At 64.2% G+C, this 23,571-nt stretch carries 21 protein-coding genes; 9 read left to right on the forward strand and 12 right to left on the reverse strand.

Features of this window, described 5'->3' with window-relative positions:
* Window positions 1-18 precede the first annotated feature (18 nt).
* The 6 genes from AABA86_RS12920 to AABA86_RS12945 all read right to left on the reverse strand — a co-directional run bounded on the left by AABA86_RS12920 (window position 19) and on the right by AABA86_RS12945 (window position 6,431).
* A complete protein-coding gene (locus AABA86_RS12920) occupies window positions 19-987 on the reverse strand; it encodes a sugar kinase (RefSeq protein WP_338307052.1) in 969 nt (322 codons plus the stop codon).
* A 24-nt stretch (window positions 988-1,011) separates the two neighbouring features.
* Window positions 1,012-1,998: a D-erythronate dehydrogenase gene (denD, locus tag AABA86_RS12925; RefSeq protein WP_338307054.1), complete on the reverse strand. Its 987-nt coding sequence runs from the start codon at window positions 1,996-1,998 to the stop codon at window positions 1,012-1,014.
* Between the two features lie 66 nt (window positions 1,999-2,064).
* Window positions 2,065-2,988 carry a carbohydrate ABC transporter permease gene (locus tag AABA86_RS12930; protein WP_338307055.1) on the reverse strand — a complete coding sequence of 308 codons (924 nt, stop codon included), beginning with the start codon at window positions 2,986-2,988 and terminating at the stop codon, window positions 2,065-2,067.
* Window positions 2,981-3,898, reverse strand: coding sequence for a carbohydrate ABC transporter permease (locus AABA86_RS12935; RefSeq protein ID WP_080670311.1), 918 nt, complete (start codon window positions 3,896-3,898; stop codon window positions 2,981-2,983). Before AABA86_RS12935 ends, AABA86_RS12930 begins: the two co-directional genes overlap by 8 nt.
* 98 nt (window positions 3,899-3,996) lie before the next feature.
* Entirely contained in the window at window positions 3,997-5,316 is a 1,320-nt protein-coding gene (locus tag AABA86_RS12940) for an ABC transporter substrate-binding protein (protein ID WP_212246485.1), read from the reverse strand.
* Between the two features lie 47 nt (window positions 5,317-5,363).
* Complete coding sequence (locus AABA86_RS12945) at window positions 5,364-6,431, reverse strand: ABC transporter ATP-binding protein (protein ID WP_212246487.1); 1,068 nt, start codon at window positions 6,429-6,431, stop codon at window positions 5,364-5,366.
* A 202-nt stretch (window positions 6,432-6,633) separates the two neighbouring features.
* Between AABA86_RS12945 and AABA86_RS12950 the strand changes: the two genes are divergently transcribed.
* The 7 genes from AABA86_RS12950 (at window position 6,634) to AABA86_RS12980 (ending at window position 13,023) form a co-directional block, all read left to right on the forward strand.
* Window positions 6,634-7,734 carry a LacI family DNA-binding transcriptional regulator gene (locus tag AABA86_RS12950; RefSeq protein ID WP_212246488.1) on the forward strand — a complete coding sequence of 367 codons (1,101 nt, stop codon included), beginning with the start codon at window positions 6,634-6,636 and terminating at the stop codon, window positions 7,732-7,734.
* A gap of 136 nt (window positions 7,735-7,870) precedes the next feature.
* Complete coding sequence (locus AABA86_RS12955) at window positions 7,871-9,700, forward strand: IlvD/Edd family dehydratase (RefSeq protein WP_338307058.1); 1,830 nt, start codon at window positions 7,871-7,873, stop codon at window positions 9,698-9,700.
* Window positions 9,701-9,815: 115 nt separating this feature from the next.
* A complete protein-coding gene (locus AABA86_RS12960; RefSeq protein ID WP_212246490.1) occupies window positions 9,816-10,547 on the forward strand; it encodes an SDR family oxidoreductase in 732 nt (243 codons plus the stop codon).
* A 17-nt stretch (window positions 10,548-10,564) separates the two neighbouring features.
* The gene (locus tag AABA86_RS12965; protein WP_338307060.1) at window positions 10,565-11,311 is read left to right on the forward strand and encodes an SDR family NAD(P)-dependent oxidoreductase; all 747 of its coding nucleotides are present in this window, start codon (window positions 10,565-10,567) and stop codon (window positions 11,309-11,311) included.
* Window positions 11,312-11,318: 7 nt separating this feature from the next.
* Complete coding sequence (locus AABA86_RS12970) at window positions 11,319-11,711, forward strand: GFA family protein (protein ID WP_028145167.1); 393 nt, start codon at window positions 11,319-11,321, stop codon at window positions 11,709-11,711.
* A gap of 150 nt (window positions 11,712-11,861) precedes the next feature.
* Window positions 11,862-12,536, forward strand: a complete 675-nt coding sequence (locus tag AABA86_RS12975) for a site-2 protease family protein (protein ID WP_338307062.1) — start codon at window positions 11,862-11,864, stop codon at window positions 12,534-12,536.
* A 64-nt stretch (window positions 12,537-12,600) separates the two neighbouring features.
* Window positions 12,601-13,023, forward strand: coding sequence for a hypothetical protein (locus AABA86_RS12980; RefSeq protein ID WP_212246880.1), 423 nt, complete (start codon window positions 12,601-12,603; stop codon window positions 13,021-13,023).
* Here the strand turns inward: AABA86_RS12980 and AABA86_RS12985 are convergent.
* From AABA86_RS12985 to AABA86_RS13010, 6 genes are all read right to left on the reverse strand, one after another.
* The gene (locus AABA86_RS12985; protein WP_212246493.1) at window positions 13,011-13,823 is read right to left on the reverse strand and encodes an energy transducer TonB; all 813 of its coding nucleotides are present in this window, start codon (window positions 13,821-13,823) and stop codon (window positions 13,011-13,013) included. The two genes, AABA86_RS12980 and AABA86_RS12985, sit on opposite strands and share 13 nt — an antisense overlap.
* Before the next feature lie 9 nt (window positions 13,824-13,832).
* A complete protein-coding gene (gene exbD, locus AABA86_RS12990) occupies window positions 13,833-14,288 on the reverse strand; it encodes a TonB system transport protein ExbD (protein WP_212246496.1) in 456 nt (151 codons plus the stop codon).
* A gap of 3 nt (window positions 14,289-14,291) precedes the next feature.
* On the reverse strand, window positions 14,292-15,266 hold the full coding sequence (exbB, locus tag AABA86_RS12995; protein WP_338307065.1) for a tonB-system energizer ExbB: 975 nt from the start codon (window positions 15,264-15,266) through the stop codon (window positions 14,292-14,294).
* On the reverse strand, window positions 15,263-15,952 hold the full coding sequence (locus tag AABA86_RS13000) for a Fe2+-dependent dioxygenase (protein ID WP_338307067.1): 690 nt from the start codon (window positions 15,950-15,952) through the stop codon (window positions 15,263-15,265). Before AABA86_RS13000 ends, exbB begins: the two co-directional genes overlap by 4 nt.
* Before the next feature lie 2 nt (window positions 15,953-15,954).
* A complete protein-coding gene (locus AABA86_RS13005; RefSeq protein WP_338307193.1) occupies window positions 15,955-18,354 on the reverse strand; it encodes a TonB-dependent receptor in 2,400 nt (799 codons plus the stop codon).
* 224 nt (window positions 18,355-18,578) lie between these two features.
* Window positions 18,579-18,818, reverse strand: a complete 240-nt coding sequence (locus AABA86_RS13010; protein ID WP_018319817.1) for a hypothetical protein — start codon at window positions 18,816-18,818, stop codon at window positions 18,579-18,581.
* 377 nt (window positions 18,819-19,195) lie between these two features.
* On the opposite strand from AABA86_RS13010, the gene AABA86_RS13015 reads away from it, so the two are divergent.
* On the forward strand, window positions 19,196-20,368 hold the full coding sequence (locus tag AABA86_RS13015) for an efflux RND transporter periplasmic adaptor subunit (protein ID WP_338307069.1): 1,173 nt from the start codon (window positions 19,196-19,198) through the stop codon (window positions 20,366-20,368).
* Window positions 20,365-23,511, forward strand: a complete 3,147-nt coding sequence (locus tag AABA86_RS13020; RefSeq protein ID WP_338307071.1) for a multidrug efflux RND transporter permease subunit — start codon at window positions 20,365-20,367, stop codon at window positions 23,509-23,511. Before AABA86_RS13015 ends, AABA86_RS13020 begins: the two co-directional genes overlap by 4 nt.
* Window positions 23,512-23,571: the final 60 nt, after the last annotated feature.

Raw genomic sequence — 23,571 nt, forward strand, 5'->3', positions numbered from 1 at the left:
ATCTTTACTGGGTCGCTTTTACTTGGTCGCCTGGCGGGAGGTCGCGGGCCGGTGTCGTTTCTTCGGCGGCATGGCATAGCCCGGAATGATGGCGCCGGCATAGCAGATCACTACGCTGGCGAGGCGATGCCCGGCCTGGGCGGCCTCGACCGGTTCGGAACCGGCGAGCCGGGCCGCAATGTAGGCCGCAGCAAAGCTGTCGCCGGCCGCCGTGGTGTCGACGACGGGGTTGGTCATCGGTTCGGCGCGGACCTCGTGGGTAGCCCCGGGGAAGCGCAGCAGGCTCACCGGCTCGGCGAGGCGGAACACCAGCTCGGGCGTCGGGATGCGCGCCATCAGCTGATCGTTGCTCTCGCCGGGATAGAGCGCGAGCAGGTCCTCGGTCGAGGTCAGCACGATATCGGCGGCCGCGAAGGCCGCCGCAAACACCTCGCGCGCGACCTCGCGATCGGGCCAGCCGCGTGCGCGAAAATTGGTGTCGAACACGAAGCGGGTGCCGAGCAGGCGTGCGCGCTTGATCGCCGCGAACAGGCGCTCGCGCCCGGGCGCATCGTAGATCGAGAGCGTGATCGCGGAGAGATAGACGATGTCGTAGCTCATCAGCGAGTTGAGCAGCTCGTCGGTCTCCGGCAGGTTCATCAGCTGCCGTGCCGCCGCGCTGTCGCGCCAGTGGAAGAACTGGCGCTCGCCCTTGGCATCCAGCTGGATCATGTAGAGGCCGGGCAGCTTGCCGGCCAGCCGCACGACGCGCCTTGTGCCGACGTTCTCCGCGTTCCAGGCGGCGATCATCTCATCGCTCAGGGCATCGTCGCCGAGCGCGGTGAGATAATCGACCTTGACCTCGAGCCGCGCCAGATACACCGCCGTGTTGAGGGTGTCGCCGCCAAAGCCGCGCGAGTACAGCCCGCCGCCCTGCCCGGCAGACGCGCCGCCTTGCGCCTGCCTGAGCTCGACCATGCATTCACCGATGCAAGCAACGCTCGCCATCACCAGGGCCCGCTCTGCCGGAGATCACGCGACGAAATTGCCGCCGAGCTCGTCTTCGATGTGAATGCGGATGATGTCGTCGAAGGTCTTCTCGGCGGTGGTGAAACCGAGCTCGAGCGACCGCTTCGGGTTGAAATTGCGCGGCCAGCCGCCGACGATGCCGACGATGAAGGGATCGGGCTCGCGCTTGATGCGGGCGGCGACCTTGTCACCCGCCACCCGCTTCAACGCTGCGATCTGCTCGCCGACCGTTGCCGAAAGTCCCGGCATGGTCAGATTGCGGCGCGGGCCGACGGTGGCGAGATCCATGGTGCCGGCATGGAGCAGGAAGCCGACCGCGGAGCGCGGCGTCGCGTGCCAGTGGCGAACGTCCTCGGACACCGGCAGCACCGCTTCCTTGCCGGCCAGCGGCTCGCGCAGGATGTTGGAGAAGAAGCCCGATGCCGCCTTGTTGGGCAGGCCCGGCCGGATGCAGATGGTCGGCAGACGGATGCCGATGCCGTCGAGGAAACCGCGGCGCGAATAGTCGGCCAGCAACAGCTCGCCGATCGCCTTCTGGGTGCCGTAGCTGAGCAGCGGGGTGTGGAAGAACTCGTCGCCGATCGCATCGGGGAACGGCGCGCCGAACACCGCGATCGAGGACGTAAACACCACGCGGGGCTTGTAGCCGCCGCCGACCAGCCTGACAGCGTCGAGCAGCATCCGCGTGCCGTCGAGATTGATGCGGTAGCCCTTGTCGAAATCGAGTTCGGCTTCGCCCGAGACGATCGCGGCGAGATGGAAGATCACGTCCGGGCGGCCGGCGATCAGCTTTTCGGCCGCGCCTGGGACTGCGAAATCGCCCGACACGGTCTCGACCGGGAAACCGGCCTTCTCCGGCTTCTTCGGTTCGACCATGTCATGCATGGTCAGCTTGGTGATGTCGCTCTTGCCGAGCCGGCCGTCACGCAACAGCCGTTCACACAATTTGCGGCCGACCATGCCGGCGGCGCCCAGAACCAGAATGTGCAAGAGCTTACTCCTTCTTATTGGCCGGAACGCGCAGCTTCCGGCGCGCTCCCGTGGCAGACCCCGCGATTATTCCTTCACGGCGCCGGTCATCGCGGACACATAATGCTCCACGAAGAAGGCGTAAAGGATGACGAGCGGCAGCGAGCCGGCCAGGGCTCCGGCCATCAGCGAACCCCAGCGGTAGATGTCACCGTCCACGAACTCGTTGACGATCGCGACCGGCACCGTCTTGTTGCTGGTCGATTGCAGAAAGGTCAACGCGTAGATGAACTCGTTCCAGCACAGCGTGAAGCAGAAGATGAAGGCCGAGATCAGTCCGGGGATTGCGAGGGGCAGGACGATCTTGATCAGGATCTGCCAGCGGCTCGCCCCGTCGATCAGCGCGCATTCCTCGAGCTCGAACGGGATGGTCTTGAAATAGCCCATCAAGAGCCAGGTCGAGAACGGGATCAGGATGGTCGGATAGGTCAGGATCAACGCCAGCGGCGAGTCGAACAGGCCGTACTGGAACACGACGGTGGCGAGCGGGATGAACAGGATCGACGGCGGCACCAGATAAGCGAGGAAGATCAGCCCGCCGACGAGATTGGCGCCCTTGTAGCGCAAGCGCACGATGGCGTAGGCAGCTAACACCGAAGCGATGATCGAGAGTATCGTGGCGCAGATCGCCACATACATCGTGTTCCAGAGCCAGTGCGGATAGTAGCTCTCGAACAGCAGCTTGTGGAAATGCTTGAAGGTCGGATTCCAGGTCCAGAACGGGTTGAACCTGTCGAGATCGAGCAGCTGGTCGTCCGGCTTCACCGAGGTCAGCGCCATCCAGTAGAACGGAAACAGCAGGACCACGACGATGATCGTGAGCGGCAGGTACAGGGTCACGAGCCGGCGCGGCACCGACTGCAGATAGCTCATGCCCTCGCTGTTATCGACGCGCGCGGGCGACGATATCACGGCCTTGAGGTCGACTTTCGCGGCAGGAAGATCAGTCATTGTTCTCTCCCTGTTGCCATTTCCGGCGCTGCAGGCCGAACCAGGACACCATGATCGCAGCGAGCAGGAACGGAATCATGGCACTGGATATCGCCGCGCCCTCCCCGAGCTGTCCGGCGATGATCGCGCGCTGATAGGACAGCGTCGCCATCAAATGGGTGGCGTTGACGGGGCCGCCGCGGGTCATCGCCCAGATCAGCTGGAAGTCGGTGAAGGTGAACAGCACCGAGAAGGTCATCACGACGGCGATGATCGGCGTCAGCAGCGGATAGGTGATGAAGCGGAAATTCTGCCAGCGCGTGGCGCCGTCGAGCGTTGCGGCTTCATAGAGCGAGGGCGACACCGTCTGCAGGCCCGCGAGCAGCGTGATCGCCACGAACGGCACGCCGCGCCAGATATTGGCAAAGATCACGCAAATGCGCGCCCAGGTCGTGTCGCCGAGGAAGTTGATGTTTTGGTCGATCAGACCGAGATGCCTCAGCGACCAGGAGATGATGGAGAATTGCGAATCGAAGATCCACCAGAACGCCAGTGCCGAGAGCACCGTCGGCACGATGAAGGGGATCAGGACCATCGCGCGCAACATCGCCTTGAACGGCATATTCTCGTTCAGGAGCAGCGCGAGATAAAGCCCGATCGCGAATTTGAGGGCGCTGGCGACGAAGGTGTAGAGCAGCGTGTTGAACACCGACAGCCAGAAGATGGAGTCGTCCCACAGCCACTCATAGTTCTCGGTAGCGACAAAGTGCCCGACCCTGCCGATGCGGGTGTCCGTGAAGGACAGCCAGATGCCGAGCCCCAGCGGATAGGCCAGGAAGAAGATCAGGAACGCCATGGCCGGCACCATGAACCAGAAGCCGAGCCAGTTGCGATTGTGTTTGAGCTGGGTCCAGGCGCCATCCTCTCTCATCTGAGGCTTGGCCCGGGGAATTGCGACATCAGCCATGCCCGATATCCCTGATCGAAATGTTGACGAGCGGGCGGCGACTGCCGCCCGCTCCGTGACCCTCAGCGATAGATGCGCTTCAGCTGGCGCTCGGCTTCCGCCATCGCGCCCTTCGCATCCTTGGTGCCGGTGCAGTAGTTGGCGAACATGTCGACGACGATGAAGTCGGCGATCGCGGTTGCCGCCTTCTCGCCGACCGTGCCGATACCGGCCGCCGGCAGAGTGCGCTTGGACGCTTGCGAGAACACGGCATTCTTGGGATCCGCCTTCCAGATCGGCGCCGATTCATAGCCGTTCAAGGTCTGCGTCAGATAGCCCTGCGCGCCGTCCAGCCACTTCTCGTAGTTCTCCTTCTCCAGCATGAAGGCGACGAAGGCCTTCGCCGCGTTCGGATATTTGGTGAAGTTGAAGGCGAGGATCGGCAGCGCAAGCTGCAGCTCGGTCGGCTTGCCGACCGGACCGACCGGCCAGAGCGCGTGATAGGTGTCCTCAGCGAGCTCCTTCTTGCTCGCATCGGTCTTGGCGGCGACGTAGATCGAGATGCCGTTCGCCGTGCAATAGAGCTCGCCGGCGAGGAACGCCTTGTTGTTGGAGGAATCGTTCCAGGACGCCGTGCCCGGAATGAAGCTCTCGTACAGCGCCTTGCAATATTCCAGCGCCTTCGCCGTCTCCGGCGAATTGATGATGATCTTGTCGCTCTGGTCGACCGTGTAGGCGCCGTGGCCCCACAGCACCCAGTGCAGCCACGAATTGCCGTCGCCCGAGGCGTGCCCGAGCGCGAAGCCGGCCGGCGTGTTGTTCGCCTTCAGGGCCTTGCACATCTCGAGGAAGCCGGGGAAGTCCTTCGGGAATTCCTTGAACCCCGCCTTGTCGAGCGCCGACTTGCGGTACGTCATGTAACCGCCGTTGGTCGCGACGGGAATGCCGAGCCAGTCGTCACCTTGCTTGCAGGTCTTGGCGGCCGCATCGGTCCAGCCGCCGTATTTCTTGCCGAGATAATCGGCGACGTCGTTCATCTTCAGCACTTTGGTGGGGAACAGCTGCGGCAGCGTGTGCAGGCCCCAGGCGAGATCGAGTCCGGAGCCGGTATTGGCCGCAACCGAGGCCTTCGGCTGCACGTCCTCGAAGGATTCGCTGAACACGTTCATCTCGGTGCCGGTGGCAGCCTTGAACGCCGCGACCATTGCGTTGAACGCGTCGTCCTCAGCCGGCACGAAGCGCTTCCATCGCATCACGGTCAGCTTGGCACCGGGCTCCGCCTTCCAGGGCGCGCTCTGCGCCCAGGCCTTGGCGAAATCGAACAGTGCCGGCCCGGTGAGCATGCCGGTCGCAGCCAGTGCCGTTCCGCCCTGAAGCAGAGTCCGGCGGGTAAAGTCTTGCATGTCGTCCTCCCTGTGATGCTTTTTTGTTGTCTTAACTCAAACTCACGCTACGCGTTCAGGCGCTTTCCCGTCGCCTCGTCGAACAGATGCACCAGCGACGGATCGGGCTTCAGCCGGATCTTGTCGCCCGGGTTGAACTGGTGGCGTTCGCGGAAGACCGCGACGACCTGCTCGCCGCCGATCTTGGCGAACACTTGCGTCTCCGAGCCGGTCGGCTCGACCACGATGATCTCGGCTTCGGCGCCGTCGTCGGCAATGGTGAAATGCTCGGGCCGCACGCCGTAGACCGCGGGACGGCCGTCGGACGCCGCGGGCGCGGTCTTGAGCGGCAGCTTGACGCCGTTCGGGCCCTCGAAGCTCGCAACGCCGTTGACGCGCACATGCCCCTTCAGGAAGTTCATCGCGGGCGAGCCGATGAAGCCGGCGACGAACTGGTTGTCGGGCTTGTCATAGAGCTCGAGCGGCGTGCCCATCTGCTCGACGATGCCGTCATGCATGACGACGATCTTGTCGGCCATGGTCATGGCTTCGATCTGGTCGTGGGTGACGTAGACGGTCGTCGTCTTCAGCCGCTGGTGCAGCTCCTTGATCTCGGTGCGCATGGCGACGCGCAGCTTGGCGTCGAGGTTGGACAAGGGCTCGTCGAACAGGAAGACCTGCGGATCGCGCACGATGGCGCGGCCCATCGCGACGCGCTGGCGCTGACCGCCGGAGAGCTGGCGCGGATAGCGATCGAGCAGCGGCGCCAGCGCGAGGATCTCGGCGGCGCGCTTGACGCGCTTGTTGATCTCGTCGGCGCCCGCATTCCGCAGCTTCAGCGAGAAGCCCATGTTGTCGGCGACCGTCATGTGCGGATAGAGCGCGTAGTTCTGGAATACCATCGCAATGTCCCGCTCCTTGGGCTGGACATTGTTGACGACGCGGTCGCCGATCGAGATCGTGCCGGAGGTGATGTTCTCGAGACCGGCGAGCATGCGCAGAAGCGTCGACTTGCCGCAGCCGGAGGGGCCGACCAGAACGACGAATTGGCCGTCCTCGATCGGTACAGTCACGCCGTGCAGGACTTCAAAATTGCCGAACGATTTCCGCACGTCGCGGATTTGCACAGACGACATCTAGCTCCCTCCTCGAAAGTCCACGGCGCCTCTAGCGCCGCGACCGTCTTGTTTTTTCAGACTTCACCGAACACGGCCCGATCTTAGCAGGCAACATTGTCGGCAGTTTGTGCGGTTTTGGCAATTTGTCTTTGGTTAGTCGTTGCTGGTAGCGCTGTCAACGTTCCTTTGTTTGCGGGACCGACTGTGTTAAGAGCAGCAAATGGGTCGAAAACGCACCAAGTCAGGCAAGATCCGGCTGGCGGAAGTCGCCGAGCTTGCCGGCGTCAGCCCGATTACGGCGTCCCGCTTCTTCCGAAATCCGGAGGCCCTGTCGATCGGCAAGCGGACGCGGGTCGAGAGCGCCGCCAAGGAGCTCGGCTATGTGCCGAACCTTGCGGCCCGCGCGCTCGCCTCGCAACGCACCGAGGTCATCGGTGTCTTGATTCCTTCTCTCACCAACAACGTGTTCTCGGACGTGCTGCGCGGCATCTACGACGCGTCCGAAGGCAGCCGTTACTCGATCCAGTTGTCCAACACCCGCTACAGCATTCTCCAGGAAGAGAAGCTGCTGCGGCTGTTTCTCGCGCAGAAGCCGGCCGGGCTGATCGTGACCGGCATCGACCAGACCCCGGAATCGCGCGCCATGCTGGAGGCCGCCGACTGCCCGATCGTGCAGATCATGGAGATCGGCCCCGATCCGGTCGACATGATGATCGGCTTTTCGCACTATGACGCAGCCCGCGCAGCGGTTGCGCACCTGTTCGAACAGGGGCGCCGCAGGATCGGCTTCGTCGGGGCGCGCATGGATCCGCGGGTACAGCGGCGGCTCGACGGATATGTCTCGGCGATGAAGGATGCCGCACTGTTCGAGCAGCGCCTCGTCGTCACCACGGCGACACCGACCTCGGTGACGCTGGGCGGCGCCCTGTTCACCGATCTCCTGGCGCGCGAGCCCAATCTCGATGCGGTGTTCTGCGCCAATGACGACCTCGCGCTCGGCGTGCTGTTCGAATGCCGGCGCCGGGAGATCAGCGTCCCCGAGCAGATCGCGATCGTCGGCTTCAACGACCTCGAATTCATGGCCTCCGCCGTCCCCACCCTCACCAGCGTGCGCACCAACCGCTACGAGATGGGCAAAACTGCCGCCACCATGCTGATCGAGGCGATCGACGGACGGCGCCCGGAGCGGCCGGTGCTCGATCTCGGCTTCAGGGTGATCGAGCGGCAAAGCTCGTCGCCGCGCCATTCCGACAGCAGGCCAGCCGTTCCAGGCGCGGGCGCGGTGAACAAAATGGTAGCGTTACCAAGTAGCCATGACTAGTATCGGCTTTGTGAGGAAACGACCCGCCAGCGGGCCGGCGATCCGTCATTCGCGCCGTTGGGCATCGCACAAGCCGACACCCCAGGACTGATGTAATTGGACGGACGCCAGTGCGTTTGCATTGCAGGAGAAACCAATGACAAAAAAACCCACCAATGGGCACGCGCCCGCCGGCAACGACTCCCGCCGCCACCTTCGCTCGCAGGAATGGTTCAACAACCCGCATAATCCGGGCATGACGGCGCTCTACATGGAGCGATACCTCAATTACGGCCTCACCCGCGCCGAGCTGCAGTCCGGCAAGCCGATCATCGGCATCGCCCAGACCGGCAACGACCTCTCTCCCTGCAACCGCCACCACATCGAGCTTGCCCATCGCGTCCGCGAGGGCATCCGCGAGGCCGGCGGCATTGCCATGGAATTCCCGACCCATCCGATCCAGGAGACCGGCAAGCGCCCGACCGCCGCGCTCGACCGCAACCTCGCCTATCTCGGCCTGGTCGAGATCCTGTACGGCTATCCGCTCGACGGCGTCGTGCTCACCACCGGCTGCGACAAGACGACGCCGGCCTGCATGATGGCGGCGGCGACCGTGAACCTGCCCGCGATCGTGCTGTCGGGCGGCCCGATGCTCAACGGCTGGCACGCCGGCGAGCGCACCGGCTCCGGCACCATCGTCTGGAAGTCGCGCGAACGCCTCGCCGCGGGCGAGATCGACTATGAAGAGTTCATGGAGATCGTGGCCTCGTCGGCGCCCTCGGTCGGCCATTGCAACACCATGGGCACCGCCTCGACCATGAACGGTCTTGCCGAAGCGCTCGGCTTCTCGCTGCCGGGCTGCGCGGCGATCCCCGCGCCCTATCGCGAGCGCGGCCAGATCGCCTACGAGACCGGCAAGCGCGCCGTCGAGATGGTCTGGGAAGACCTCAAGCCCTCGGACATCCTGACCCGCAAGGCGTTCGAGAACTGCATCGTGATCAATTCGGCGATCGGCGGCTCGACCAACGCGCCGATCCACATCAACGCGCTGGCCCGCCACATCGGCGTCGAGCTCACCATCGAGGACTGGCAGAAGGTCGGCCACGACGTGCCGCTCCTGGTCAACATGCAGCCGGCCGGCTTCTATCTCGGCGAGGAATTCCACCGCGCCGGCGGCGTGCCTGCCGTGGTGCGCGAGTTGATGAAGCACAAGCGCATCCATGAGGACGCCGTCACCGTCAACGGCCGCGGCATCGGCGAGAACTGCAAGGACGCGCCGAAGCCCGACAACGACGTGATCTGGGCCTACGACAAGCCGCTGGTGAAGGACGCCGGCTTCCTGGTGCTGAAGGGCAATCTGTTCGATTCCGCGATCATGAAGACCTCGGTGATCTCCAAGGAATTCCGCGACCGCTATCTCAGCAATCCGAAAGACCTCAACGCATTTGAGGGCCGCGCCATCGTGTTCGAGGGTCCGGAGGACTATCACGCGCGGATCGACGACGCCTCGCTCGACATCGACGAGCGCTGCGTGCTGTTCATCCGCGGCACCGGGCCGATTGGCTACCCGGGTGGCGCCGAGGTCGTGAACATGCAGCCGCCGGCAGCACTGATCAAACGCGGCATCCTGTCCCTGCCCTGCATCGGCGACGGCCGCCAGTCCGGCACCTCGGGCTCGCCCTCGATCCTGAACGCCTCGCCGGAAGCTGCCGCCAATGGCGGGCTCGCGATCCTGAAGACCGGCGACAAGGTTCGCGTCGACCTCAACAAGGGCAGCGCCAACATCCTGATCTCGGACGAGGAGCTGAAGAAGCGTCACGCCGAGCTGAAGGCCAATGGCGGCTTCAAGCATCCCGAAAACCAGACGCCGTGGCAGGAGATCTATCGCAACACCGTCGGCCAGCAATCGACCGGCGCCTGCATGGAGCTCGCCACGCGCTACCAGAACGTCGCCGGCACGTTTGGCGTCGCGCGGGATAATCACTGAGTTAGGCACACGTAGCCCGGGTGAGCGAAGCGACCCCCGGGACATACGCTTCCCGGATATCGCGCTCGCGCGCTCATCCGGCTACGGCACTGAATAAATCGAGGAGAACAAGAAAATGGCCAACCGCCTCAAGGGTAAACGCGCCGTCGTCACGGCGGCAGCCGCCGGCATCGGGCGCGCCTGCGCGCTCGCATTCGCGCGTGAAGGCGCAACCGTCATCGCCACCGACATCAACGAGGCCGGCATCGCGGGCCTGACCAAGGAAGGCATCGCCGAGGTCGCCAAGCTCGACGTCCGCAACACCGCCGACGTCAACGCTTTCGCCAAACGCATCGGCAAGGTCGACATCCTGCTCAACGCGGCGGGCTTCGTGCACCACGGCACCATCCTGGAATGCTCGGAAGAGGATTTTGATTTCTCGTTCGACCTCAACGTCAAGTCGATGCACCGGACCATCAGGGCCTTCCTGCCCGACATGATCGCGGGCGGCGGCGGCAGCATCGTCAACATCTCCTCCTGCGCAGCGCTGCGGCCGCCGGCGAACCGCTATGTCTACAGCTCGTCGAAGGCGGCGGTGTCGCTGCTGTCGCGCGCGGTCGCGCTCGACTTCATCACCAAGGGCATCCGCTGCAACTCGATCTGCCCCGGCACCGTCGAGACCCCCTCGATGCTCGACCGCGCCGCCGCACAGGGACCGCAGGGCAAGGAGATGTTCATCTCCCGCCAGAAGATGGGCCGGCTCGGCACCGCCGAGGAGATTGCCAACATGGCGGTCTATCTCGGCAGCGACGAGAGCGCCTTCACCACCGGTGTCGACCTCGTCGTCGACGGCGGCTACATGCTCTGACCCCAGGGGCACCCGGCATGAACAAGATCGATCTCAACGGCCGCGTCGCCATCGTCACCGGTGGCGCGCAGGGCTTTGGCCGCGCCATCACCGAGCGCCTCACCGCCTCCGGCGCCAAGGTCGCGATCTGGGATTTTGACTCAGGCTTGGCCGAGAAGACCGCCAAGGAGATTGGCGGCGAGACCAAGGTCTTCAAGGTCGACGTCACCGACACCGCGGCCGTCGAGCAGGCGCGCGATGCGACGCTCGCCGCGTTCGGCAAGATCGACATCCTCGTCAACAATGCCGGCATCGCCGGCGTCAACAAGCCGGTCTGGGAGACCGACCTCGAGGAATGGCGGAAAGTGCTGCGCATCAACCTCGACGGTCCCTTCATCGTCTGCAAGGCCATCGTCCCCGCGATGCTCAAGCAGAAATACGGGCGCATCGTGAACATCGCCTCGATCGCCGGCAAGGAAGGCAACCCGAACGCCGCGCACTATTCGGCCTCCAAGGCCGGCCTGATCGCGTTGACGAAATCGCTCGGCAAGGAGCTCGCCGCGCACGACATCCTCGTCAATGCGGTGACGCCGGCCGCGGCCAAGACCGCGATCTTCGACCAGATGACGCAGCAGCATATCGACTTCATGCTGTCGAAGATCCCGAAGGGGCGCTTCGTGCTGGTCGAAGAGCTCGCCGCGATGGTGGCCTGGCTCGCGTCCGAAGACTGTGCCTTCTCCACCGGAGCGGTGTTCGACATCTCGGGCGGACGCGCAACCTATTGAGGACAGCATGATCCGGGAAGGCGGATGCCTGTGCGGCGCGGTGCGGTTCAAGGCGGAAGGCGAGCCGCTCAACGTTCGCGTCTGCCATTGCCGCCTGTGTCAGAAGGCGATGGGCTCGCCCTTCTTCGCCCGCGCGCAGTTCGACCAGCGCGCGCTGAGCGTCGAAGGCGAGACGGAGCGCTATGCGTCGTCCGAGGCGATCGACCGCGTGTTCTGCAAGCGCTGCGGCACGCGCCTGTTCGCGTGGCGCCGTAACGGCACGCTCGCGGGCGTGTCCCTCTCCGTCTTTGATGATCGCAACGCCTTCGCGCCGACCGAGCACATCTGGGTCTCGGAGAAGCCCGCCTGGCTGAAGCTCGACGACGGCCTGGTGCAATATCCGGGGACGATTCCGGCGTAATTGTGCGATGGCACGGGGCGACGCACCGGGGCGGTCATTTGCAGCGTGGCATTCCGGAACCGGCCACCCTATGTTGAGCCGAAGCGTTGCTGCACCGCCGGTTTGGCTGGAACGGCTGCAAGGCCGCGAGCGAACCGGGATCAACGAGCCGTGAACATTTATGATCTTTCCATCTGGGTGCTTCCCCTCGTACTCGCCATCACCTTCCACGAGGCTGCGCACGCTTTCGTCGCGGACCGGCTCGGGGACGACACCGCTTCGCGGCTCGGTCGCGTCAGCTTCAACCCGCTCCGCCACATCGACCCGTTCGGCACCGTGATCCTGCCGGCGATGCTGCTGTTTACGCATTCGCCGTTCCTGTTTGGCTATGCCAAGCCGGTGCCGGTCAACTTCCGCAAGCTGAACAACCCCAAGCTCGACATGGTCTGGGTGGCGCTGGCCGGGCCCGCCACCAACATCGTGCTGGCGCTGGCTGCGGCCTTCGCCTTTCATGCCCTCCCCCTGGTGCCAGCCAGCTCGGCAAAGTGGGTCGCCGATAACCTCAAGAATGCCCTCCTCATCAACGCCATTCTGGCGGTGTTCAACATGATGCCGATCCCGCCGCTCGATGGCGGGCGCGTCGCGGTCGGGCTGTTGCCCCGCGCCCTCGCCATGCCCTTGGCCCGGCTTGAGCCGTTCGGGATGCTGATCCTGATCGGCCTCTTGATCCTGCTACCTCTTGCAGGTTCCCAGTTCGGTCTAAATCTTGATGTTATTTCAGCAATACTGCGAACGTTGACCGGTTATGTGATTCAGGCTGTTCTCTTCCTGACCGGCAATGCGTAGTTGAACAGCCACACCCGAACTTTAAGCCGAAGGGCCAGAGGCCGACTTGGTCAAAGCTGCCGATATGCTGATCGCGCGACGCGCGGACACCCGCGCCCGCGCCGATTTCGCCACCTGGAAGATGATGGCCAAGCTCAACGGGGCGTCCGCATTGCCTTCGGGAGCCCAGGAATTTCTGGCGAGCTACCAGAACCTGCTGGCGCAGATGAGCGAGGGCGAGGCCACCGAGGCGACCATCGGCGCGATCTACAAGGCCTATTATGCCGAGATGGGCGGCGCGGGAAACCCGCCCGACGTCCGCCCTCGCCCGACTGAAGCAGCGGCGGACAATGTTACCGCTTTCCGCCGCCCGGCGCCGAAGCCGAAGACGACCAGCTTTTTCGGGGCTGGCGCGGCAGCTGGAACCCAGAAACGGCCGCTCCCGGTGGCGCTGATCTTCGCCTGCCTCGTCGTCGTCTATGTCGGGATCCGGCTCTACTGGCGCTGAGCCGTCTTCTTCTTTTTCGCGTCGGCCGGCGTGAAGATGATATCGACGGTCCGCTCGAACCGGTCCTCGGTCAACGCGGCAGGCGGCAGCGGGATCGGATCTGACTTGCGGACGATCGAGACCGCGGCCGCGTCGTAGGCTGCATCCCCGGACGACTCCACGACATCCACCGACAGCACGTTGCCCTTCCGGTTGATCGCGAAGCTGACCTTGACCTTCTGGTTATTGGGCTGCTTGCCTTCCGGATTGATCTTATGCAGCGACAAATGCGCGCTGATCTTGCGGTTCCAGTCGGCGGTCAGCTTCAGGATGTCCTTGCCGATGCCGATCACGGGCGCCAGCGCCTTCTCGGCCTCGCGCGCGTCCTCCTCGAGCGTCTGCCGCGCCGTCGCAACCGATTTCGGCGACGCTTCGGCGGCCGGCGTTTCGACCGCCTGAATCTTCGGATCGTCTTCCGTCGGCTTCTTCGCGTTGTTCTCGGTCACGACGCGGTCGGGATCCTCGACCTGCTGCGACTGGTCCTTGGGGAGCTCCGTCTCCTTGGTCTCGGCCTTCTGCTCGGGAAGCGCCTGCTGCTCCTGCATCGCTTCGCTGTCAGGCCCGGGCGGCAGATCGGTTTCGGGCGCCTTGGGCGATGCCATCTCCACGGCGAATTCCGCACCGTTTGCACCGAGCCCGTCGCCGTCGTCGTCGGCACGCAAATGAGCCAGCGCGAGCGCAGCACCACCCAGATGGAGCACGAGCGCGGCCACCGCCGCCAAGATCCAGAGCTTCCGGGATGGTCTGAGTTCGTCCGACATAGCGGGCCTCTAAGGCTGAGCGGCGCCTGCCGCAGGCGCCCCCGGCGCGCCTTCCAGCGCCACCAGTTTCACCCGCGTATAGCCGCCTGAGCGCAAGAGCTCCATGACGCCCATCAACTCCCCATACGGCACCGAACGATCGGCGCGCAGGAAGACGTACTTGTCCTTGCTCATGTCGGACAGTCCGTCGAGCGTTCCGATCAGCTCGGCCCGGTGGACCGGATTTTCTCCGATCGCAAGCGTCAGATCGGGCTTGATGCTGAGATAGGTCGGCTTATCCGGCTTCTTCTGCGGCGTCGCGCTCGAAGTCGGCAGATCGATCGGCAGGTCGACCGTGGAGAGCGGAGCTGCGACCATGAAGATGATGAGCAGCACCAGGATGACGTCGATGAACGGCGTGACGTTGATGTCATGCGTTTCCGAGAAATCGTCGTCGTCATCGTTGTCTGCGAGCGAAACGCCCATGGCTCACTCCGCTGCGCGCGAATGCACGCTGCCGTGGCTGCGGTCGAGATCGCGCGAGAGCAGCCGCCCCGCGGCACCGGAGGCGCGGCTGACGAGCTCGAGATAGCCCTTCGTCACGCGCGAGAAGTGGTTGTAGATGATGACCGCCGGGATCGCGGCGACGAGGCCGATCGCGGTGGCGAGCAGCGCCTCGGCGATGCCGGGCGCGACGACGGCGAGGTTCGTGGTCTGCGACTTCGAGATGCCGATGAAGCTGTTCATGATGCCCCAGACCGTGCCGAACAGGCCGACGAAGGGCGAGGTCGAGCCGATGGTCGCGAGCACGCCCATGCCGATGCGGATCCGCCGCGCCTCGGCGCGCACGATCTCGGAAAAGCTGGAGGCTGCGCGCTCCTTGATGCCGGAATCGCTGGACAGGCCGGCCGACATCCGCGCCTCGCGCAGCGCCGCCGCCAGGAACGACGGCAGGATGCCCTCCTTGGCTCCGAGCGCCATCTGCGCTTCGGCAAGCGAGCGCGTCTCCGCGATCTTCTTCAGCGCCGAACGAAGCTTGGAGGATGCGACCGACAGCTCGATCGACTTGGCGATGAAGACGGTCCAGGTCATCAGCGATGCGAAGGCGAGCCCGATCATCACCGCCTTCACGATGACGTCCGCCGACATGAACATCACCCAGGGCGACAATTCCTTCATCGCCGGCGCGATGCCGGCTGCCGCATCGGGCCTGGCGGTGGTCGAAACGGTGGCCGCCTGGGACGCCGTCGGAGCAACCGGGGTGGCTGTCGAAGCCGAAGGCGCCGGGACAGCAGGCGTGGTGGCCGCGGGCGCCGCCGGAGCCGGACCGGCCGGGGCCGGCTGAGCCACCGATTGCGCCGGTGCCGAGGGGGGTTGTGTCTGGGCCAAAACGGGGGATGCGAGCCAGGCGGCCGCCAGCATCGCGGCGGCGGCAAGGCTTGCTCTAGAGGTCATGGTCTTCATACTTCGGCCCAGTAGCGAATGAGGTTGTGATAGATACCCGTCAATTTGACCGTTTCGGGATCGTCACGCCCGAGCCGGTCCACCAACGCCTGAATCGCGGTGTCGAGGTCGAAGATCATGCTCCGGGCTTGATCGTCCCGTATCATGCTCTGCAGCCAGAAGAAAGACGCAACCCGCGTTCCCCTGGTCACCGGCGTGACGAGGTGGAGGCTGGTCGAGGGATAGAGCACGCAGTCGCCGGCTGGCAACTTGACTTCGTGCGAGCCGTAAGTGTCCTCGATCACAAGTTCGCCACCGTCATACTCTTCCGGCTCGGCGAGGAACAGCGTGACCGAGAGGTCGGTGCGGATGCGAAGGCCGGTCAGACGGTCGCCACGGATCGCATTGTCGACATGCAGGCCGAAATGGTGGCCGCTATCCGCCGCATAACGGTTGAACAGCGGCGGGAAGATCTGGAGTGGAATCGCCGCCGCGATGAAGCGCGGGTTCGACGTCAGCGCCGAGATGATGCGGTTGCCGAGCTTGCGCGCGACCTCGCTGTCCGGCGGCAATTGCTCGTTGCGCTTGACCATGGCCGACTGCGCACCCGCGGTCGACCGGCCGTCCTCCCATGCGCTGACGTCCATGATGCGGCGGAAATCCGCCACATCATCCTTGCTGAGAACGCCAGGCAGGCGCGTCAACATGATCAGAACTTCGCCGTCGTGACGATATAGAAGGCCCGGCCCGGCGCGACCGCCACGAACGGCACGGCGCTGCGATAGAACGAGTCATAATAGAGCTTGTTGGTGAGGTTCTGGGCGTAGAACTTCATGGTCCAGTTCTTGTCGATCTTCTTCTCGACGAACGCGTCGAAGCGCCAATAGCTCGGCAGCTCGTTGGTGTTGGCCGCGAACGTGCCGCCATAGACCTTCGAGCGGTACACCGCCTGCCCGCCGAGCTCCCAGCCGTCGTCGAACTTGTATTTGGTCAGCATGCTGAACGACTGATGGGCGATATTGGCAAGCTGCAGGCCGATGTTCGAGGCAACGCCGCTCTGCGTGACCTTGGACTGCATCAACACCAGGCCGCCGAAGATGCTCCAGCGATCGGTGATCTTGCCCTCGGCTTCGATGTCGATGCCCTGGATCCTGTAGGCAGCGCCCGAGGTAAGCAGGCCGTTGACCGTCTCGCGCGCGTTGTCCTTGGTGGTCTGGAACAGCGCGCCGGTCACCAGCAGATGGCGATCAGCAAGCTCCCATTTGGTACCGACCTCGATTGCCTTGTTGCGCTCGGGTCCGAGCAGGATGGTCGAGTTGGCGGGAACGCCGCCGTAGTCGGTGCCGGTCGCGTCTAGCTCCGAGCCGAACGGATTGGCGGAGGTCGCGTAGGCTGCATAGACGCTGCCGATCGACATCGGCTTGTAGACCGCGCCAACGTTGTAATTGACGAGATCGTTGTTCTGCTTGAGGTAGGCCGAGTTCGTCGACGCGCTCTGGCTGTAGCCGTCGTAGCGGATACCGCCGTTGACGATGATCGTGTCCTGCCAGTTCGCGGTGTCCATGACATACACGCTGCTGGTGTTGACGCCGTAGCGCGTCGGATTTCCGACCAGCCCCGGAATGCCGAAGGGAATGTTGGTGTATTGCGGGGAGTAGAGATTGACCCCCGTGACGGCACCGGTGCTCGTGAAGGGGCTTCCGGCCAGTTCCGACGCGAGGCCGGCGTAGCGGTCGATCGAGATGTTCTCGTTCGAATATTCGACGCCGAACACCGCGGTGTGCTTGACCCCGCCGGTGTCGAGCTTGAACGTAGCCTCGTTCTGATTGGTCCACACGTCCACGTTCTGGTAGCGGCTCTGCGCGCTCGCCGTCGTGGTCCAGAGCATCGGATTGGGGCTGGTCGTAATCGGGTTCTGCGGCAGCGTGCCGATATAGTTGAGCACCGAATGCTCGCCGCGCACCTTGCTGGTCAGCGTGATGGCCTCGTTGACCTTGTACTCGATCGTGCCGGTGCCGAAATCCTGCCGCGCCGTCTGGAAGTCGCGATTGAGGAAGCCGTACCAGTTGCCGCGCGGAATGCCGGCCGAGGTCACCGGCACATTGCCCTGCCTGTAATAGGGCACGCCGAAATCCGGCAGACCGCTGAGGTCGGTGTGGACGTAGTTCGTGGTGATCTTGATATCGCTCGTCGGGGTGTACTTGGTCGAGATGAAGGTGCCCCAACGATTGTCGGTCACATAGTCGCGGCCGGCGACGTTGGCATCCTGGAACAGGCCGCCGGTACGCACCGAGAAAGTCGGATCGATGACCTGGTTGACGTCGAGCGTGACGCGCTTGGTCATGTCGGTGCCGAACTCGGAGTCCATGCGCTTGAAGTTGACGTCGCCAGCCTGTTTGGTGACGATGTTGATGGCACCGCCGGCAGTGCCGCGGCCCGCATAGGAGGATGCCGGCCCGCGCAGAATCTCGATCTGCTCGGTGAAGAAGTTCTCGCGGATGGAAACGGCGGGATCGCGGATGCCGTCGATGAACACGTCGTTGCGCGCGTCGAAGCCGCGGATGAAGAAGCGGTCGCCGAACGCGTTGCCGCCCTCGCCCGAGCCCAGCGTCACGCCCGCGGTCGAGCGCCCGATCTCCTTCAGCGTCGTCGCGTTCTTGTCCTCGAGCACTTCCTTGCTGAGCACCGTGATCGACTTCGGCGTGTTCAGCATCTTCTCGGGAAACTTGCCGCTGGCCTGGACGCGGTCGACCTTGTAGGGCGCGGCCGGATCGGCATAGGGATTGCCGTCGGGAGCGCCTGACGGTGTGGTCGGCGCCGTCTGCTGAGCCGCCTGCTCGCGCTGCGCGGCGCGGCGAATCGCATTGCGGGCGCGGACCTGCTCCGGCGAGGGCTTCGATGCGGTTGGACGCGGACGTTCGACGGGAGCATCGACCGTCACCGGCGGCAGGTTCGACTGCTGCGCCTGCGCGCCGCTCGACACCGACGCCACCGCGATCAAGCTCGCAACTGCCGACGCCTTCTTGCCAGAAACGCCCGCGAACTTTTCATCCACCAGATCGAATGCTGCGACCGAACGCAACGATTTCGGTGCGACCACCTGCCCCATTACCAAACGCCCCATCTTCCTGTTCGCTCATTCACTTCGACGAACGATGAGTGTTGGTATCGGCCGCAAAATAGCGGGTCAATGCGAGCGGCTCGCAAGAACCCTTGAATCAATCCAGATCAAAACGATTCTAAACTAGAGTTTGAAATCGTTCTAAACTGAGATTGGACTCGTTCTAAGAAACAGCGCCGCATGCCGTGCAATCGGCAGTGTCGCTCACAGCATCAATCGCTGCTCGGCGGCTTCATCAGCGAAAACAATTCGTCGACGGTTTTCAGCGCGACGGCGCGCACGCGATCGGTTGAGTCCATGCCGGCGATGTTGACGCCGTTCACGACGGCTTTGATCTCGTCCCGGAAGTCGGTGAGGAAGCGCAAGGGATCGCGCTGCTCATTGGCGACGCGCGCGATCAATCCCGTGATCAGAATCTGACACGCGATCAGCTTGCCGTTCAGTTCGTCCATCGTGCGCTCCCATTGTGGCGGCGCCGATATGGACGATGCTGAAATTCCTGACAACCGAAACGGCCCCCGCGCGACTTAGAACCGTTCTTGTCACCGGTACCGACCTGCGCTCGGCACCGGCGTCGTTCGGCCCGAGCACACCGTCTGGGAGTGCTGCACGAGGTTTGCCCGCGCAACGCATCTGCCGGGAAAATGCAGCACTGCACACACCCGCGCCAGACCTCTGCCTGGACAGTGCAAAGCTTTCCAATTGTTTAGGATTCTCAACCGATAGTGCTGTTTACACTGGAACTTGGCGTGTATTATACAAACGCTGTGGAACCCTACGATTGCCCAAAAATTCGTAGCTGAGGGCACAAGAGCCGACACGAGACGATATGAAAAAGTCCCGGCCGATCCTCTGGATTCTGATCATCGCGGCCGTGGCCTCCGCGGGTTACTATGGTTGGCAGAAATTAGGCGCCTCCCAGGCCGGAAAAACCCAGACCGCCCAGAAGGGTCCACCCCGCCCGCCCGCCGTCCCCGTCAGCGTTGCGCCGGTCCAGAAGGTCGACTTCCCGGTCTATCTGACCGGTCTCGGCACGGTTCAGGGGTTCAACACCGTACAAGTCCGCACACGCGTGGATGGCCAGATCGACAAGCTCGCCTTCCGCGAAGGCCAGATCGTCCAGCAGGGCGAGCTTCTGGTCTCGATCGATCCCCGTCCCTATCAAGCCACGCTCGACCAGGCCAAGGCCAAGAAGGCGCAGGACGAGGCCAGTCTGGCCAACGCCAATCTCGAACTTCAGCGCGCCATGAAGCTCGGCGAATTCGCCACCGCGCAGCGGGTCGACACCCAGCGCTCGACCGTCGCCCAGCTCACCGCCCAGATCGCCGCCGACGAAGCCGCGATCGCCAACGCCCAGACCCAGCTCGACTACACCCAGGTCAAGGCGCCGATCACCGGCGTCGCCGGCCTGCGCCAGGTCGACATCGGCAACATCGTCAACGCCTCGACGCAGACGGGCATCGTCACGATTTCGCAGGTCGAGCCGATCTCCGTGATCTTCACAGCGCCGGAAGACCAGCTTCCCTATATCAGCGAGGGCCAGAAGAGCGGCGCGCTCAAGGTGATCGCCTTCACCACCGACGGCAAGAAGACGCTGGCCGAGGGCAAGCTTGCGGTCATCAACAACCAGGTCGACACCACCAGCGGCACGATCCGGCTCAAGGCGGTGTTCGACAACAAGGACCACGCGCTGTGGCCGGGCCAGTCGGTCTCGACGCGGCTTCTGGTGCGGACGCTGAAGGATGCGACCGTGGTTCCGGATGACGCGGTCCAGCATTCCACCAACGGCCTCTACGCCTACACCGTCAACCAGGACAACAAGGCCGAGGTGCACAAGATCAAGGTCAGCTACGCCATCGATGGACATTCGGTCATCGAAGAAGGGCTGAGCCCCGAGCAACAGGTGATTGTCGGCGGTCAGTTCAAGGTCCAGCCCGGCAGCCTCGTGTCGACCGCGGTGGCAAGCTCGGATCCGGCCCAGAACAAGGTACGACGGGAATGATCGGCGGCGGGATTTCGGCACCTTTCATCCGGTATCCCATCGGCACCTCGCTGCTGATGGCCGGCATTCTCTTCGTCGGTCTCGTCGCCTATCCCCTGCTTCCGGTCGCACCGCTGCCGCAGGTCGACTTCCCAACCATCCAGATCACCGCCAATTTGCCGGGCGGCAGCCCCGAGACGATGGCTTCGTCGGTGGCACAGCCGCTGGAGCGGCAGTTCGCGCAGATTCCCGGCATCGCGCAGATGACCTCGACGAGCTATCTGGGCACCGCGTCGATCACCATCCAGTTCGATCTCAACCGCAGCATCGACGGCGCTGCCAATGACGTGCAGGGCGCCATCAACGCCGCCAGCGGCCAGTTGCCGAAGAACCTGCCGTCGCCGCCGACGTACCGCAAGGTCAACCCGGCCGACGCGCCGATCCTGTTGCTGTCGGCGACATCGGAGACGTTGCCTCTGACAACCGTCAGCGACGCGGTCGATGCCCAGCTCGCCCAGCAGATCAGCCAGCTCTCGGGCGTCGCGCAGGTCTTCATCGGCGGTCAGCAGAAGCCGTCCATCCGCATTCAGATCGACCCGGCGAAACTCGTCGCCAAGGGCCTGTCGCTGGAGGACGTGCGCAGCCAGATCGCGATTACCACCGTCGACAGCCCCAAGGGCAATATCGACGGGCCGAAGCGCGCCTACACCATTTACGCCAACGACCAGCTCACCCATTCCAAGGACTGGAACGACGTCGTCGTCGCCTATCGCAATGGGGGTCCCCTGCGGATCCGCGACATCGGCCAGGCGGTCAGCGGCGCCGAAGACGCCAAGCAGGCGGCCTGGGCCAACGGCAAGCGCGGCGTGTTCCTGGTGATCTTCAAGCAGCCGGGCGCCAACGTCATCGAGACCGTCGACCGGATCAAGGCGACCCTGCCCCGCCTCGTGGCGGCGATCCCGCCCGCCATCAAGATCGAGCTCATCAGCGACCGTACCACGACCATCCGCGCCGCGGTCGAGGACGTCCAGTTCACGCTGCTGCTGACCATCGCCCTCGTGGTCATGGTCATTTTCATCTTCCTGCGCAGCTTCTGGGCCACCGTCATTCCCACCATCACGGTTCCGCTGGCGCTGCTGGGCGCCTGCGCCCTGATGTGGGTCGTCGGCTATTCACTGGACAATCTGTCCCTGATGGCGCTCACGATCGCGGTCGGATTCGTCGTCGACGACGCCATCGTGATGCTCGAGAACATCACGCGGTACATCGAGGAAGGCGAATCGCCGATGGCGGCCGCCTTCAGAGGCTCCAAGGAGATCGGCTTCACGATCGTCTCGATCAGCATCTCGCTGGTCGCGGTGCTGATCCCGCTGCTGCTGATGGGCGGCATCATCGGGCGCCTGTTCCGCGAGTTCGCCGTCGTGCTGGCAATGACCATCTTCGTCTCGATGTTCGTGTCGCTGACGCTGACACCGATGATGGCCTCCCGCTTCCTGCGCGCCCATGGCGAGGTGACCCACGGCAAGTTCTATCAATGGAGCGAGCGCGCCTTCGACGCGATGCTGCGCGGCTACGAATACATTCTCGATCACGCCCTGGCCTGGCGGCGGACCACGCTCACGATCTTCTTCGCCACCCTAGGCCTGTCGATCTATTTGTTCGTGCTGATCCCGAAAGGCTTCTTCCCGCAGCAGGACGTCGGCCTGATCACCGCGACCTCCGAAGCCTCCCAGGACATCTCCTTCGCCGAGATGCAGCGGCGGCAGGTCGAGCTCGGCAAGATCGTGATGGACGATCCCGACGTCGCCACGATCGCGATGAACATCGGCGGCAGCGGCCGCGCCGGCAACAACGGCAACATGTTCATCACGCTGAAGCCGCGCAACGAGCGCGAGGCCTCGGCGCAGCAGATCATCGCGCGGCTGCGTCCCAAGCTCGAGAAGGTGTCCGGCGCCCGCCTCTACATGCAGGCAGCCCAGGACGTGCGGCTCGGCGGCCGGCCGACGCGCACGCAGTTCGAGTTCACCTTGCAGGATGCCGATCTCGCCGAGCTCAACGAGTGGGCGCCGAAAATCCTCGCCAAGATGCAGACGCTGCCGGAGCTGCGCGACGTCGCGACCGACCAGCAGACCCAGGGCACCACGGTCCAGCTCAAGATCAACCGCGACACCGCCGCGCGCTACGGCATCCAGCCGCAGCTGATCGACGACACGCTGTACGACGCCTTCGGACAGCGGCAGGTCACGCAGTATTTCACCCAGCTCAACACCTACAAGGTGATCCTGGAGATCCTGCCGGAGATGCAGGGCAATCTCGACAGCCTGAACAAGCTCTATCTGAAGTCGCCGCTGACGGGCGACCAGGTGCCGCTATCGACGTTCGCGACCTGGAGCACCGATCCGGTCCGCCCGCTCTCGATCAGCCACCAGGGCCAATTCCCGGCGATCACCATCAGCTTCAACCTCGGACAGGGCGTCGCGCTCGGCCAGGCGACGGAAGCCGTGCAGAAGGCGATGGCAGATCTCGGCGCGCCGCCGACGCTGAACTCGAGCTTCCAGGGCACCGCGCAGGCGTTCCAGCAATCGCTCGGCACCGTGCCGCTGCTGATCCTTGCCGCGCTCGTCGTGGTCTATCTGATCCTCGGCATCCTCTACGAGAGCTACATCCATCCGATCACGATTCTATCGACCCTGCCCTCGGCCGGCGTCGGCGCGCTTCTGATCCTGATGGCGGCCGGCTTCGACTTCAGCCTCATTGCCTTGATCGGAATCATTCTCCTGATCGGCATCGTGAAGAAGAACGGCATCATGATGGTCGACTTCGCCATCGCCGCCGAGCGCGACGAGCACAAGACCCCGGCGGAATCGATCCGCCAGGCCGCCCTGCTCCGCTTCCGCCCGATCATGATGACGACGATGGCCGCGCTGCTCGGCGGCGTGCCGCTGATGCTCGGTCACGGCACCGGCGCCGAGATCCGCCAGCCGCTCGGCTACGCCATGGTCGGCGGCCTGATCGTCAGCCAGGCGCTGACGCTGTTCACCACCCCGGTGGTCTATCTCTATCTCGACGAGCTCAACAACTGGTTCTCGGGCTGGGGCCGTTCGGGTGACGGCGAAGGCGGCGAGACGGTCGAGCACGGCACCGTTAAGGAAGCTGCCGAGTAGCGGCTTGCACGGCGCTTCCGGCGACGCTACAGCGAGGCCCCCGGTTCACGCCAACGCGGT

This window comes from Bradyrhizobium sp. TM233 (assembly GCF_036247965.1).
In the GTDB taxonomy this organism is placed as follows: Bacteria; Pseudomonadota; Alphaproteobacteria; order Rhizobiales; family Xanthobacteraceae; genus Bradyrhizobium; species Bradyrhizobium ottawaense.

Coding starts and splice junctions, on each gene's coding strand:
- AABA86_RS12930 (WP_338307055.1), bottom strand. CDS start 2,988: ATGACTGATCTTCCTGCCGCGAAAGTCGACCTCAAGGCCGTGATATCG.
- exbD (WP_212246496.1), bottom strand. CDS start 14,288: ATGGGCGTTTCGCTCGCAGACAACGATGACGACGACGATTTCTCGGAA.
- AABA86_RS12980 (WP_212246880.1), top strand. CDS start 12,601: ATGCTGATCGCGCGACGCGCGGACACCCGCGCCCGCGCCGATTTCGCC.
- AABA86_RS12920 (WP_338307052.1), bottom strand. CDS start 987: ATGGCGAGCGTTGCTTGCATCGGTGAATGCATGGTCGAGCTCAGGCAG.
- AABA86_RS13015 (WP_338307069.1), top strand. CDS start 19,196: ATGAAAAAGTCCCGGCCGATCCTCTGGATTCTGATCATCGCGGCCGTG.
- AABA86_RS13005 (WP_338307193.1), bottom strand. CDS start 18,354: ATGGGGCAGGTGGTCGCACCGAAATCGTTGCGTTCGGTCGCAGCATTC.
- AABA86_RS13010 (WP_018319817.1), bottom strand. CDS start 18,818: ATGGACGAACTGAACGGCAAGCTGATCGCGTGTCAGATTCTGATCACG.
- AABA86_RS12965 (WP_338307060.1), top strand. CDS start 10,565: ATGAACAAGATCGATCTCAACGGCCGCGTCGCCATCGTCACCGGTGGC.
- AABA86_RS12970 (WP_028145167.1), top strand. CDS start 11,319: ATGATCCGGGAAGGCGGATGCCTGTGCGGCGCGGTGCGGTTCAAGGCG.
- AABA86_RS13000 (WP_338307067.1), bottom strand. CDS start 15,952: ATGTTGACGCGCCTGCCTGGCGTTCTCAGCAAGGATGATGTGGCGGAT.
- AABA86_RS12985 (WP_212246493.1), bottom strand. CDS start 13,823: ATGTCGGACGAACTCAGACCATCCCGGAAGCTCTGGATCTTGGCGGCG.
- AABA86_RS12935 (WP_080670311.1), bottom strand. CDS start 3,898: ATGAGAGAGGATGGCGCCTGGACCCAGCTCAAACACAATCGCAACTGG.
- AABA86_RS13020 (WP_338307071.1), top strand. CDS start 20,365: ATGATCGGCGGCGGGATTTCGGCACCTTTCATCCGGTATCCCATCGGC.
- AABA86_RS12945 (WP_212246487.1), bottom strand. CDS start 6,431: ATGTCGTCTGTGCAAATCCGCGACGTGCGGAAATCGTTCGGCAATTTT.
- AABA86_RS12955 (WP_338307058.1), top strand. CDS start 7,871: ATGACAAAAAAACCCACCAATGGGCACGCGCCCGCCGGCAACGACTCC.
- AABA86_RS12960 (WP_212246490.1), top strand. CDS start 9,816: ATGGCCAACCGCCTCAAGGGTAAACGCGCCGTCGTCACGGCGGCAGCC.
- exbB (WP_338307065.1), bottom strand. CDS start 15,266: ATGAAGACCATGACCTCTAGAGCAAGCCTTGCCGCCGCCGCGATGCTG.
- AABA86_RS12940 (WP_212246485.1), bottom strand. CDS start 5,316: ATGCAAGACTTTACCCGCCGGACTCTGCTTCAGGGCGGAACGGCACTG.
- AABA86_RS12950 (WP_212246488.1), top strand. CDS start 6,634: ATGGGTCGAAAACGCACCAAGTCAGGCAAGATCCGGCTGGCGGAAGTC.